This is a genomic window from Candidatus Fukatsuia endosymbiont of Tuberolachnus salignus (assembly GCF_964030845.1).
In the GTDB taxonomy this organism is placed as follows: Bacteria; Pseudomonadota; Gammaproteobacteria; order Enterobacterales; family Enterobacteriaceae; genus Fukatsuia; species Fukatsuia symbiotica.
In genome coordinates, this window is sequence record NZ_OZ034983.1 from 2,607,700 (window position 1) to 2,621,459 (window position 13,760).

General features: G+C 44.2%; 11 protein-coding genes. 6 read left to right on the forward strand and 5 right to left on the reverse strand.

Features of this window, described 5'->3' with window-relative positions; translation table 11 throughout:
* The first annotated feature begins 33 nt into the window (after nucleotides 1-33).
* Nucleotides 34-2,871 carry a bifunctional [glutamate--ammonia ligase]-adenylyl-L-tyrosine phosphorylase/[glutamate--ammonia-ligase] adenylyltransferase gene (glnE, locus tag AAHH42_RS12435; protein ID WP_072550305.1) on the forward strand — a complete coding sequence of 946 codons (2,838 nt, stop codon included), beginning with the start codon at nucleotides 34-36 and terminating at the stop codon, nucleotides 2,869-2,871.
* Nucleotides 2,872-3,094: 223 nt separating this feature from the next.
* On the opposite strand, the gene gpmA is transcribed toward glnE, so the two are convergent.
* Together gpmA and AAHH42_RS12445 are read right to left on the reverse strand one after the other, a co-directional pair.
* A complete protein-coding gene (gene gpmA / locus AAHH42_RS12440) occupies nucleotides 3,095-3,847 on the reverse strand; it encodes a 2,3-diphosphoglycerate-dependent phosphoglycerate mutase (RefSeq protein WP_072550287.1) in 753 nt (250 codons plus the stop codon).
* Between the two features lie 108 nt (nucleotides 3,848-3,955).
* The gene (locus tag AAHH42_RS12445; protein ID WP_072550286.1) at nucleotides 3,956-4,777 is read right to left on the reverse strand and encodes a CPBP family intramembrane glutamic endopeptidase; all 822 of its coding nucleotides are present in this window, start codon (nucleotides 4,775-4,777) and stop codon (nucleotides 3,956-3,958) included.
* A 436-nt stretch (nucleotides 4,778-5,213) separates the two neighbouring features.
* Here AAHH42_RS12445 and AAHH42_RS12450 point away from each other — a divergent pair, with 436 nt between their 5' ends.
* Genes AAHH42_RS12450 through pgl form a run of 3 tightly spaced genes read left to right on the forward strand, consistent with a single transcriptional unit; the run spans nucleotide 5,214 to nucleotide 7,212 of the window.
* Nucleotides 5,214-5,345: an AcrZ family multidrug efflux pump-associated protein gene (locus AAHH42_RS12450; protein WP_072550285.1), complete on the forward strand. Its 132-nt coding sequence runs from the start codon at nucleotides 5,214-5,216 to the stop codon at nucleotides 5,343-5,345.
* 33 nt (nucleotides 5,346-5,378) lie between these two features.
* Nucleotides 5,379-6,161 (forward strand): molybdate ABC transporter substrate-binding protein, encoded by a 783-nt coding sequence (gene modA, locus AAHH42_RS12455; protein WP_072550284.1) that lies wholly within the window; start codon nucleotides 5,379-5,381, stop codon nucleotides 6,159-6,161.
* Nucleotides 6,162-6,189: 28 nt separating this feature from the next.
* Complete coding sequence (pgl, locus tag AAHH42_RS12460) at nucleotides 6,190-7,212, forward strand: 6-phosphogluconolactonase (protein WP_072550283.1); 1,023 nt, start codon at nucleotides 6,190-6,192, stop codon at nucleotides 7,210-7,212.
* Nucleotides 7,213-7,432: 220 nt separating this feature from the next.
* Here the strand turns inward: pgl and parE are convergent, their stop codons facing one another.
* From parE to nudF, 3 genes are all read right to left on the reverse strand, one after another.
* Entirely contained in the window at nucleotides 7,433-9,328 is a 1,896-nt protein-coding gene (gene parE / locus AAHH42_RS12465; protein WP_072550282.1) for a DNA topoisomerase IV subunit B, read from the reverse strand.
* A gap of 113 nt (nucleotides 9,329-9,441) precedes the next feature.
* Complete coding sequence (gene cpdA, locus AAHH42_RS12470) at nucleotides 9,442-10,269, reverse strand: 3',5'-cyclic-AMP phosphodiesterase (RefSeq protein ID WP_072550281.1); 828 nt, start codon at nucleotides 10,267-10,269, stop codon at nucleotides 9,442-9,444.
* A 203-nt stretch (nucleotides 10,270-10,472) separates the two neighbouring features.
* Nucleotides 10,473-11,105 carry an ADP-ribose diphosphatase gene (gene nudF, locus AAHH42_RS12475; RefSeq protein ID WP_072550280.1) on the reverse strand — a complete coding sequence of 211 codons (633 nt, stop codon included), beginning with the start codon at nucleotides 11,103-11,105 and terminating at the stop codon, nucleotides 10,473-10,475.
* 281 nt (nucleotides 11,106-11,386) lie between these two features.
* On the opposite strand from nudF, the gene tolC reads away from it, so the two are divergent.
* Both tolC and AAHH42_RS12485 read left to right on the forward strand, forming a co-directional pair.
* A complete protein-coding gene (tolC, locus tag AAHH42_RS12480; protein WP_072550279.1) occupies nucleotides 11,387-12,862 on the forward strand; it encodes an outer membrane channel protein TolC in 1,476 nt (491 codons plus the stop codon).
* Nucleotides 12,863-13,046: 184 nt separating this feature from the next.
* The gene (locus tag AAHH42_RS12485; protein WP_342221275.1) at nucleotides 13,047-13,751 is read left to right on the forward strand and encodes a DUF1190 family protein; all 705 of its coding nucleotides are present in this window, start codon (nucleotides 13,047-13,049) and stop codon (nucleotides 13,749-13,751) included.
* Nucleotides 13,752-13,760 lie beyond the last annotated feature (9 nt).

Below are 13,760 nucleotides of genomic sequence, written 5' to 3' on the forward strand. Positions count from 1 at the left end.
AACCGTGCCGGCACTCAGCTACACCGAGAATTTATGTTACCTGTTTCCACTCCTCTACAATTGCAAGCACAGTATGTGCAACAGCGTTTTCTTCAACTGACGCCTCCTGTCACGCTTGGTCAGCAAGATAGCATTCTATTGGCGTTGAGCGATTTTGTCAGTGACATGTTGTTTATGCATCCCCAATGGTGGGAAGAGTTACATCAGCACCCTCCCCAGAGACAGGAATGGCAATATTATCAACATGAATTAGCCAGGGAGCTCAATCAAGTACAGGATGAAAGCGCATTACTAAAAACGTTGCGACTATTCCGTAGCAGAGTAATGGTACGTATTGCCTGGTCACAGCTACTGTCAACCAGCAGCACAGAAGAAACCCTGCAACAACTGAGTCAATTGGCAGAAAGTTTGCTTATTGCTGCGCGTGATTGGCTTTATCGGCTTTTTTGTCGTGATTTCGGTACACCCTGTAATGATGATGGAATGAGACAGCCGTTGCTGATTTTAGGTATGGGAAAATTGGGCGCGGGGGAGCTAAATTTTTCTTCCGATATCGATTTGATTTTTGTCTATCCAGAGAATGGTAAAACCACAGGAGGTAGACGGCAGTTAGATAATGCGCAATTTTTCATCCGATTGGGCCAAAGATTGATCAACGCTTTGCATCAGCAAACTATTGACGGTTTTGTCTATCGTATCGATATGCGTTTGCGTCCTTTTGGCGACAGCGGCCCCTTGGTGATGAGTTTTGCAGCATTGGAAAATTACTATCAACAGCAAGGCCGAGACTGGGAACGCTATGCGATGGTGAAGGCTAAGGTAATCGGTGGTGACGATAATCATTACGCTCAGGAATTATGCCATATGTTGCGGCCTTTTGTATTTCGCCGCTATATCGATTTCAGCGTTATCCAGTCGTTACGAAGTATGAAAGTGATGATTGCACGTGAAGTACGCCGTCGTGGGTTGCAAGATAATATTAAACTGGGTGCAGGCGGTATCCGTGAAATCGAATTTATCGCACAAGTATTTCAACTGATACGGGGTGGTCGTGAGCCAAGTTTACAACAGCGTGCTTTACTGCCAACGTTACAGACCATCGCTGAATTGGGTTTACTACCGCTAACACAGGTGGATCAACTCAGCACAAGTTATCTATTTTTACGTCGTCTGGAAAATTTGTTACAAACAATTGCTGATCAACAGACACAGACGCTGCCGCATGACAGCCTGAATCAGGCTCGTTTGGCTTATGGTATGAATAAGACTGATTGGCCAGCGCTGCTCATAACACTACAGCAGCATATGCAAGCAGTACGACAGATTTTCAATCAATTAATTGGTGATGATAGTGCACATATTGGCGAAGATCCCTGTTATAGCGGTTACAACAGTTTATGGCAGGATAAATTGGAAGAAAGCGATCTGGCCGTGTTAGCACCTCATTTAGAGCAGACTCTCTGCCGCCAGTTACTGCATATCATCGACCATTTCCGCCACGATGTTAATAAAAGGGCGGTGGGTCGACGTGGGCGTGAGGTGTTAGATCAGCTTATGCCACACCTGTTGACTGAAGTCTGCTCACGGCCTGATGCCAATATTGTTTTAGCACGTGTGACCCTGCTATTGCTCAGTGTTGTCACACGTACCACTTATATGGAATTACTGTTGGAATACCCGGCTGCACTGACTCATGTCGTCCGCCTTTGTGCAGCCTCGCCGATGATTGCCAATCAACTGGCACGTTATCCGTTATTACTGGATGAATTATTGGACCCTCAGGCGCTATATCAACCAATGGCACCCGTTGCCTACCATGATGAACTGCGCCAATATCTGTTGCGTATCGCTCAGGGTGATGAAGAGCTGCAGTTAGAAGCACTCTGCCAATTCAAACAGACACAGCAACTACGGATTGCTGCTGCCGATATCAGCGGTACCTTGCCGGTAATGAAAGTGAGTGATCACTTAACCTATCTTGCGGAAGCCATTATTGCTACTGTGGTGCAGCAAGCCTGGCATCAAATGGTAGCACGTTATGGTCAACCGGCTCTTTTACATCAAGATCAAGGACAGGGTTTCGCTGTTATTGGCTACGGCAAACTCGGTGGTTGGGAGCTAAATTATCACTCGGATTTAGATCTGGTGTTTCTGCTAGATTGCCCGTCAAATGTGATGACCGAAGGGGAACGTAGTATTGATGGTCGACAATTCTATCTGCGTTTGGCTCAGCGCATTATGCATTTATTTAGCACTCGTACCTTGTCCGGTATTCTGTATCAGATCGATACGCGTTTGCGTCCATCGGGTGAATCTGGCATGTTAGTCAGTACTTTTGAAGCCTTTGTCGATTATCAACAGCATCAAGCCTGGAGCTGGGAACATCAAGCGTTGGTTCGTGCGCGTGTTGTCTATGGTGAAGCCAAATTACAGCAACAATTTGACGCCATTCGGCAACAGGTTTTATGTCATCGGCGAGATGATCAGCAGCTACGAAAAGATATCATCTCCATGCGTGAAAAAATGCGTCATCACCTTGGCGATAAACAGCCAGATCTATTTGATATCAAAGCTGATACAGGTGGTATCATCGATATTGAATTTATCGCGCAATATTTGGTGTTACGCCACGCAGCGGCACAACCGGACCTGGCCAATTGGTCAGATAATGTGCGTATTTTTGCCTGTATGGTGGATTTCGGCATCATGGCACAGTCAGAAGCGGCGGCATTAACTGCTGCTTATATTGGCATGCGTGATAGAATTCATCGTTTAGTATTGCAAGAGTTGCCAGGTATTGTTGCTGCCAATGATTTTCACAGTGAAAGGCGGCAGGTCATGGCCAGTTGGTGTAAGTGGTTACGAGAATAGAAATCGCCTATCTTAAAATCTTTAAATTACCTTGTTATGTAGTAGCTCAAACCCGACCTAAGAACCTGTTCGAAATCTCTTGTGCTCGCTGTGTTTTTTCCTCGTCTGAGCACAGTGAAAAAGATTTGGAACAGGCTCTAACAGTTTCTGGTTATAAATACAGTTGTCTGTCAGATTAGATCGGGTGCTCATCGTTGAGATATTTAGCCAGTTTTGGCACAAGTTATTTGGCTTTTCCTTGATTAGCAACGACCGCTGCTTTTGCCGCGATTTCTTCTGCGTTCCCCAGATAATAATGCTTGATAGGTTTAAAATCTTCATTAAGTTCGTACACTAAAGGCGCAGCAGTCGGGATATTTAATTCAAGGATTTCATCTTCAGTCATGTCATAGAGATACTTTATTAGCGCTCGCAAAGAATTACCATGAGCCACAATGATAACGCGCTCACCCCTGGCGATGCGCGGTTGTATAACCTCATCCCAGTAGGGGATAACGCGCTCGACTGTGGTTGCAAGGCTTTCAGCCAGTGGCAATTGGTCGGCGCTGAGCTTCACATAACGCGGATCATGACCGGGGAAACGTTGATCTTCTTTGGTTAATTCAGGAGGAGAGATGGCAAAACCACGACGCCACAGTTTTACTTGATCATCACCGTATTTTTTAGCCGTTTCCGCTTTGTCTAACCCCTGTAACGCCCCATAATGGCGTTCGTTGAGCATCCAGGATTTTTCAACCGGTAGCCAAGATTGACCCAACACATCCAATACATAATCCAGGGTATGGATAGCGCGTTGCAAAACCGAAGTATAGGCAAAATCGAAAATCAAGCCTTCTTTTTTTAATACGTCACCAGCCTGTTTCGCCTCGCTACGACCTTTCTCAGATAGGCCAATATCCGCCCAGCCAGTAAAACGATTTTCTTTATTCCATTCACTTTCACCGTGTCTTACCAGAACCAATTTAGTCACCGCCATAACGTAAAATCCTTAACTCGCTAATTTATTCAACAAGAATATCATATTGCGGGACGGCTACGTACAGCAATCGTTTGTTTTAACCCTGGCTGATTTTTTGCCTAATGATTATTTTGGCAAATATATTGGATAAGTGAAAAACAGCAAATGTATAAGATTAAATGCAAAATGGAAGCTAACAGCAACCCATAGACGACCACTCCATAGCCAGGCCAAGCCGTAAATTATTCCGGCCAATGTAGCAAAAATAATCAGTGAGGAGCCGCCAGCGAAATGATAGGCACCGAATACCAACGCACTGCATAGCAGTGCTGGATAAGCCCCTAACCACTGGCTAAGTCTTCGTTGCAAATATCCGCGGAACAGCGCTTCTTCAGCTAGGCAGACAAAAAAGACATTGGCGATAAAAAACTGCCCAATCCATTGTGGAAAATGGAATTCTATCTTTAAGCCACCGATGGCAACAGCCAGTAAAAGCAAGGCCGGTACTGTACACATTAATCCTATCCAGCTGAGTTGACTGATCGAAGGATGTTTTTGGGTAGTGAATAAATCTGGCAAACATATCAATACAAAGAAGGGTATCAGCGCCTTGTCAAAGTTGTAATACATGGAGAAAGGCCCGCTCAGCATGCCAACTTGAACTTTATCTAATATTTTAAAGTTGTTGAAACCAGAGACGTGAAAAAGAAGTGCGATGCAACCAAGAAGTAGCAGTAATTCCATCACCACTACTCGCCATTTCTGCTGACGATGACGTAATAGCGTTACGGCAACAGCGACTACTAGCATGAATAATAAGAAAGCCATCGCCGGCAGAGTTAATACAGCATAATAAACAGCCCCTGCTAACGAACAAAGTAGTAGCAACAGGGATAGTGTGTGGTTAAATGGTAAAAAAAACAATGAAGCAGCAAGAGTTGCCCACATGATAAAGTCCTTTTGTTTGTTTTTCTTGATAACATACTTTAATCGATTGTAGTGACTATTAATAGATAGAGCTAATTGTTTATGGAGATTGATTAATCCTTGTTATTTATCCAAAATTATATCGTTATCACATAACTCTGTTATGTTATCTAGCATGGGAGCATCATAGGGATTATCTTTTTTATTAGACCCTTTGTAAAACGATAGCAAGTGCTGCGAAGTCAAGACGTATAGAGCGCTGCAATCCCTGTACGTACATTTGCTAGCACCAGATAACGCAGAATTTGCAGCACCGAATAGTTTTTACAAGAGCTCTATTGCAAGTCTATCATCCATAAATATGATAAGTATCGTGAATATAAGTTATTCTAGTAATAGATCTAATAATAGACGGTGGTATAAATTATCGCTAATTGTATAGTTAAGTGGGGCTACCATGTTGGAATTATTGCAAAGTTTGTTGTTAGCGGTGGTGATGGTGCCGGTAGTGATGGCGGTGATGTTGGGGCTAATTTATGGTTTAGGCGGTATATTTAATTTGATTTCCAGGACAAGTCAGTCGAAATAACAGTGTTAATAGTTTTTTATTAAGGGGAAGGGGATGAAATATCGGTGGGATAAATGGATTTTTGGCGTCATATTGGTTTGTGTAGGGAACCTGTCTGCTGTAGCGGCAGAGAAAGTTACCTTGTTTGCCGCTGTTTCATTAACTAATGCATTACAGGATATTGCTAAACAGTATCAGGTAGAAAAACAAATAGAGGTGGTGGTTTCTTACGCATCATCTTCCACGCTGGCACAGCAAATAGCAAAGGGCATAACAGCGGATCTGTTTATTTCGGCCGATCAACAATCGATGGATTATCTCGCTGAAAAACAGGCCATTGTTTCTGTTAGTCGCTACACTCTATTGGGTAACGAACTAGTGCTTATCGCACCAACAGACAGCAATATTTATAACGTTGCCATCAATAAAGAAACCGATTGGAAAAACTTGTTGGACGGGGGGCGCCTGGCACTTGGCGATCCAGACCATGTTCCTGCTGGGGTTTATGCCAAACAGGCATTGGAATATTGGGGAGCCTGGTCGACATTAGCGACGGATATTATCGCTGCCAGCGATGTTCGTCGTGCATTAGCACTGGTAGAACGGTCAAAAGCACCGTTGGGTATTGTTTACGGATCAGATGCAGTATCCAGTGATAAGGTCAGGGTTGTTGGTGTTTTCCCCGATCAAAGTCATAATCCCATTGAATACCCGATGGCAATAATTCGTGGTCATGAAAACCCGCAAGTCAGCGCTTTTTATGATTATCTGAAAAGCCCCGCTGCCATCACAATCTTCAGAAATAATGGATTTTCCTACATTAATAATCTCGAATGAAGATGAAAAGGTCGATTAAGGAACGATGATGAAACAAATAGTGTATGTGGCAAGTCCAAACAGCTCACAGATCGATGTTTGGCAATTAAATCTAATAGGTGAATTAACGTTGCTGCAAACTGAGAGAGTGTCCGATCAGCAGGTGCAACCTATGGTTATTAGCCCTGATAAGCGTTATTTGTACGTGGGCGTGCGCCCCGATTTTGCCATCCTGACTTACCGTATTACTGATGATGGTAGGCTAAAAAAGGTGGCTAGTGCTGCACTGCCTGGCAGCCCAACACATATCTCGACTGATTTGCAAGGACGTTTTTTATTTTCAGCATCCTATAATGCAAATTGTGTTAGCGTCAGCCCGATCGATAACCAGGGCGTGGTAAAAAAATGGATCCAGCAATTGGATGATTTAAAGACACCACATTCAGCAAACATCGATCTGGGCAATCAACTGGTACTGGTGCCTTGTCTGGAAGAAGACCGAATATGTCTATTTAAGTTAAGTACTGATGGAAAATTAACACCACACAAGCAACAGAAAGAAGTGAAAACAGCAAAAGGGGCGGGTCCACGTCATATGGCATTCCATCCTCATCATCAGGTCGCTTATTGTGTTAATGAGCGAAATAGTACGGTAGACGTTTATCAAATCACGGATAATGGCCAACAATATAGACGGATCCAAACGTTGAATGCACTGCCGACTGATTTTACCGGCACTTGTTGGGCCGCCGATATTCATATTACTCCCGATGGACGCTATCTGTATATCAGTGATCGTACGGCTAGCACCCTGGCGATTTTTAGCATAGAGCAAGAGGGTACGGTAATTTCCTTGATAGGGCATCAGCCGACAGAAACACAACCACGCGGTTTCAATATTGATCATAGCGGTGATTTTTTAATCGCCGCAGGGCAACAATCCGATCATATTGCCGTTTATGGTATTGATGAACACACTGGAAAATTAACTCTACTGGCACGTTATCCGGTAGGTAAAGGACCAATGTGGGTAACAGTTTTAGCGCTTAGAACCTGTTCCAAATCTTCTTGAGCGACGCTCAGACAAGGAAAAAACGGGCGAAGAAGCACAGTTTACATAAAGTCAATGCGCATTTTGAGCTCGTTTTTGACGAAGTATCAGCGAGCACAAGAGATTTCAAATAGGTTCTTAAAGATTGACGTTGTTCACAGTATATAAAGTTTGCTGATTGATTTTACTGCATGGATGCTATTGCGTAGCGCAAATGTTGCGTTACGTAGTACCTTTCTGTCTAGAGCTCGATTGCTAGCCCATCACCCTTCTCCTGTAACCAATTGCGGCGATCTTCCGACCGTTTTTTGGCTAACAGCATATCCATCATCGCCAGCGTTTTAGCCGTATTTTCGTCATCGATGGTCAGTTGTACTAAGCGACGTGTATTAGGATCGAGCGTGGTTTCACGTAATTGTAGTGGGTTCATTTCACCGAGTCCTTTAAAACGCTGAACATTCGGTTTACCACGTTTACGTTGCAATTGTTCTAGCACGCCGATTTTTTCTTCCTCATCCAATGCGTAGAAAATTTCTTTGCCCAAATCAATACGGTACAACGGTGGCATAGCAACATAAACGTGTCCGCCACATACCAAAGAGCGAAAATGACGCACAAATAACGCACACAATAAGGTAGCAATATGCAAACCATCGGAATCTGCATCAGCCAAAATACAGATTTTACCGTAGCGGAGCTGACTTAAATCTTCACTATCAGGATCGATGCCGATAGCCACCGAAATATCATGCACTTCTTGCGAAGCCAACACTTCATCAGAAGAAACCTCCCATGTATTGAGAATTTTACCTTTTAGCGGCATGATAGCTTGATATTCGCGATCACGTGCCTGCTTCGCCGATCCCCCTGCAGAGTCCCCTTCGACTAAAAATAATTCGGTAAGGTTGAGATCCTGTGAACTACAGTCCGCCAGTTTGCCTGGTAACGCTGGACCACTCGTCAGTTTTTTACGCACCACTTTTTTAGCCGCGCGCATCCGTCGTTGAGCATTAGCGATAGCGAGTTCGGCGAGTTGTTCCGCTACCGGTACGTTTTTGTTAAGCCATAAACTGAAGGCATCTTTCACCACACCAGAAACAAAAGCGGCACATTGGCGAGAGGAAAGGCGTTCTTTGGTCTGCCCGGCAAATTGTGGATCCTGCATTTTGACCGACAAAACATAAGCGCATCGATCCCAAATATCATCAGCGACAAGTTTTACGCCACGAGGTACCATATTGCGAAACTCGCAAAATTCGCGCATGGCATCTAGCAAACCCTGACGCAGCCCGTTAACATGGTTCCCCCCTTGCACCGTGGGTATCAAATTAACGTAACTTTCCGTCAATAATTCACCGCCTTCTGGCAGCCAAAATAATGCCCAATCAACAGCTTCAGTCGCGGCAGTGAGAGTACCGATAAAAGGCACTTTTGGCAGCGTGACCAGGCCGTCAACCGCTTCCATTAAATAATCTGTCAGGCCATCGGCGTAGCACCAACGTTGTTCGCTGTTATTGATCAAATCCTTAAAAAATATTTCCACGCCGGGGCACAACACCGCTTTGGCTTTTAATAAATGTGATAAGCGAGAAACCGAGAAACGGGGACTGTCAAAAAAAGAGGTGTCAGGCCAAAAATGAATGTAAGTACCCGTATTACGTTTGGCACAAGTACCTATGACGTGCAAATCTTGCACTTTATCGCCATTTTCAAAAACAATGCTATATATCTGCCCATTACGTTGTACTTTCACTTCCAGTCGGCGTGATAATGCATTGACTACCGAAATACCAACGCCGTGCAACCCGCCAGAAAACTGATAATTTTTATTCGAAAACTTTCCCCCAGCATGGAGACGGCACAGAATTAACTCAACTGCGGGAACACCTTCTTCAGGATGGATATCCACCGGCATACCACGACCATCATCATTGACCTGCAATGATTGATCAGCATGTAAAATTACCTCAATGCGCCGTGCGTGCCCTGCCAAGGCTTCATCAACGCTGTTATCGATCACCTCCTGGCCCAGGTGGTTTGGACGGGTCGTATCGGTATACATTCCAGGTCGACGGCGGACGGGTTCCAGCCCGCTGAGCACCTCAATAGCGTCAGCGTTATAACTTGATTTATTCATTTTATAATTAATACTTGGCTAATAGTTGAACGACAGAGCGGTTTCACTGTACCCTCTCTCCACAGTCTTAAGTTGCCTTTATGTACCGGCTAGCAAAAAAATTTTAACACAAGTTAGTAACCATCCGAATTGATATCAGGACAGAATTCGCCATCCGCTAAACGGCATACTTCAGTTGCAACTGAACCATCGGGCTGTAAATCGATATAACGCCACCCTGGTGCCAAGTTATCAAGAGTGAAAATAAGACTATTTGGCTTAAATTGTACACTGGTAGACGGGCTAGCTAACAGGCGTCTACCATACCAATCACCCTCTAACTCCTGGTGAATATGCCCACACAATAAGGTAGTAACACGTGGATAACGCATCAGTATTTCTGCCAGCTGTGATGCATTACGCAAGCTAATCTGATCAAGCCAGCTACAACCACAAGCGAGTGGATGATGATGCAGTGTCACTAAAGCATAACGTTGTGGATGTGCTTGTAAACAATGCTCCAGCCATAACAACTGATGTTCACTGAGATTACCGTAAGATTGACCCACTACCTGGCTATCCAACAAAAGGATCTGCCAATCATTACCCGCCATAACCTGCTTGGCAGAGACAATGCCAGCATCCGCCAATACTTTAACCATCACCGATTGATCATCATGATTTCCTGGTAGCCAAACGCAAGGCGCTGCCAGTTCAGACACGCCAGCGGCAAAACGTTGGTAGGCCACTACGGAAGGTGTTTGCGCTAAATCACCGCTAGCTATGATCAGATCACAATGGTGCTGTTGCATAACAATAGCCGCCAATACAGCATGATAACTTTCTGCCGTATTAACGCCCAATAGAGTTTGATTTTTATCTGTAAAAAGATGGCTATCTGTTATTTGTAGAATTCTTACCTTGGTTCCATTTACCATCGGCAGTTTAAACAGATTTTCCAAATGTTCTCCTTATTTTCGTCGTTCATCAGACTTCTTGCAAAACTGCAACACACACCACTCAGTAGGTTATACAAGACGCCTATTCCAACATCATCATCGAATACCCGTTTGAGTAGAATAGAAATCAGTATAACTTGCTTCAAAATAAAAGATCTGCGGGCTGGTACACACTTCCACTGTCACCAGGTTTTGTAAGAAGTCGATTATTTTGTCCACGCTTGTTTTAATGCGTGATGGTGCAATTCTAACCACTGTAGTGCAATGACCGATGCGGCATTCTCAATCACGCCTTCTTCAACCCAACGATAAGCTTGTTCACGGCTCACCACGTGAACCTTAATATCTTCATTCTCCGTCGCTAAGCCATGGATACCGGTGGCGGTACTCGCATCCACTTCGCCCACCATGATCGATAAGCGTTCACTGACTGCACCTGGATTGGCTAAATAACTGAGTGTTAATTTACAACGCCCCACCTCAATCCCTGCTTCTTCCTTGGCCTCACGCCGTGCTACCTGTTCAACCGTTTCACCCGGTTCTATCATTCCAGCAACGATTTCTAACAGCCAAGGCGTACTGCTATTATCCATAGCAGCAATACGTACTTGTTCTATCAACACCACCTGATCTTGCCGCGGATCATAGGGCAATAGTGCTGCAGCATGACGGCGTTTAAAAACTTCACGGGTTATTTCATTACTCATGGCACCACTGAATAATTTATGACGAAATCGATACAAAGTTAAGGTGAAAAAACCTTTATAAAGTAGCTCACGTGTAATAATTTCTACATCACCCTTACCAAAAGTAACCGGTGATTTTTGGGAGTCAGTCATCTGTTCCTCTCTCTCTCCATATGATTTTTAACTTATTCACACCACGCCGCAAATTATGCAAGAGATCTAATAAAAAAGGATTTATTACTTTACAAAACTACCTTATTAAGCATAATTTTTGCCACCAATATTTAAAATAATAAATATGCTAGCCTATATAACCGTTAGTCTTAAACGTAATATATTCGCTTAAGTTTATGTTAGATTTAGATGAATTAAGGCAAGATGGCACAAATTCTATTTGTAGTGCACAATAAGTGACTGTATAACAAGGATTACTAATGAAGAAGTTACTCCCCTTGCTGATCGGACTGAATTTAGTCGGCTTCAGTACCCTAAGTCAGGCAGAAAATCTGCTGCAAGTTTATCAACAAGCCAGAGACAGTAACCCTGAGTTACGTAAAGTAGCGGCTGAACGTGATGCCGCATTTGAAAAAATTAATCAAGCAAGCAGCTCGCTGTTACCGCAATTGGGGTTGAGTGCCGACTATGGCTATAGCCGCGATTTTCGTAATGATTCAAGACGCGACGTTAATATACATCGTTCAGATCCGAATACCCATAGCACTTCGGGTTCACTGAGATTGACGCAAAGCATTTTCGATATGTCAAAATGGCGCGCTCGAACATTGCAGGAAAAAACCGCGGGTATTCAGGAAGTCAACTATCAAATTAGTAGACAAAATCTGATTCTCAATACAGCTACCGCTTATTTTGATGTATTACGCGCCATCGACGCGCTCTCTTACACTGAAGCGCAAAAAGAAGCTGTTTACCGCCAACTAGACCAAACAACCCAGCGTTTTAATGTTGGCTTAGTTGCCATCACCGATGTGCAGAGCGCGCGCGCAAATTATGATGGTGTATTAGCCAGTGAAGTCAATAGTCGCAACAAATTGGATAATGCATTAGAGTCTCTGCGTCAAGTGACTGGTGTTTACTATCATGAACTGGCTTCTCTAAACCTCAAACGACTGCAAACTAAACACCCAAATAAGGTTGATACCCTGTTGCAAGAAGCGGAAAAAAATAATCTGGCGTTGCTTGTTGCTCGTCTAAACCAGGATCTGGCACAGCAACAAATTAAAATCGCTGAAACCGGTTATATGCCAACGCTGGATCTGGTGGCTTCCACTGAGCTGAGCAACAATCGCATCAAGGATATATACGGCGGTTCAAACAACACCGAAGCAGGCAAAAATAAAATTGGTGTGTCACTCAATATGCCTTTATATAACGGTGGTTCGACTTACTCTCAGGTTAAACAGGCTCAATACAATTTTGTTGGTGCCAGTGAAGGTCTGGAAAACGCCCACCGTAATGTAGTACAAAAAGTGCGCTCTTCATTCAATAATATTTCAGCTTCAATTAGCAGCATCAATGCCTATAGACAGGCCGTTATTTCTGGCAAAAGCTCGCTGGATTCGATGGAGGCAGGCTATAAAGTGGGTACTCATACTATTCTCGATGTCTTGAATGCAACGACCACACTATATAATGCTAAACAGCAGCTTGCTAATGCACGTTATGATTATTTAATCAATGAATTAAGTATTAAATCAGCATTAGGAACCTTAAACCAGGATGATTTGATGGCATTCAATAGCGTACTGGATACGCCTATTTCTACCTCTACCACCAAGCTAGCACCAGAAAGCCCGGATGCTACGACAGATAACCGGCAAGTCGCTCCGACTGACATGACACCCCCTGCGAATACTCAGCCCCGCAATAGCGGCAATCCATTTCGTGGTTAACGGTTAAACACACTGCCTTCGGGTGCTGGTTTCATCAGTACCCGATTTGTTTTTTATCCACGGATATATTCCAGGCGACAAAATTTTGCTGTTATCTCACGCTTTAATTTTGTACCGCTTTCCTCTATTCTTATGTCATTCACTGGGAGATCAATAATCTGTTACTAAAATAGGATGTATAACCATGAAACGGACTAAGAATATCAATCAAGAGGCATTTCGTAAATCTTGGCGTAGCTATCGTCTAGCACCCATAGCGTTATCACTGAGTGCCGTATTCATCCTGGCAGGCTGCGAGAAAACAGATGAAACTGTTTCGATGTATCAAAATGCTAGCGATTGTTCACAAGCCAACCCATCAATGAGTGAACAATGCAGCGCTTCGTACAATAAGGCGCTGCAAGAGGCAGCGAGAACGGCACCGAAATACGCCACCCAGGCTGATTGTGTGGCCGAATTTGGCGAATCACAGTGTACCCCTGCTCCCGCTCCAGCACAGGCAGGGATGGTACCTGGTACAACAGGATCTGCGTCTAACACCGCTGAAACTAGCAAAACAGCAGAATCACACGGTGGCAGTGCCTGGATGCCGTTAATGGCAGGCTATATGATGGGGCGCAGTGGTTTTGCTCAACAACCTCTGTTTACCTCAAATCAACCAACCAGCCCCGCTAACGGTAAGTTTGTCGATGCCAGTGGTAAAAATTATGGTGCCGCCACTTCGGGTCGCTCGGTGACCGTACCTGGAAGCACACTTGCACCCAAGCCCGCGGTCACGACCACTACCACGCGTGGCGGTTTCGGCGAATCCGTTGCTAAACAAGCGTCGATGCAACATAGCAATACTTCTTCTTCATCCAAATCCAGCGCACGTAGCATGGGGAGTTAAGATCTAAAG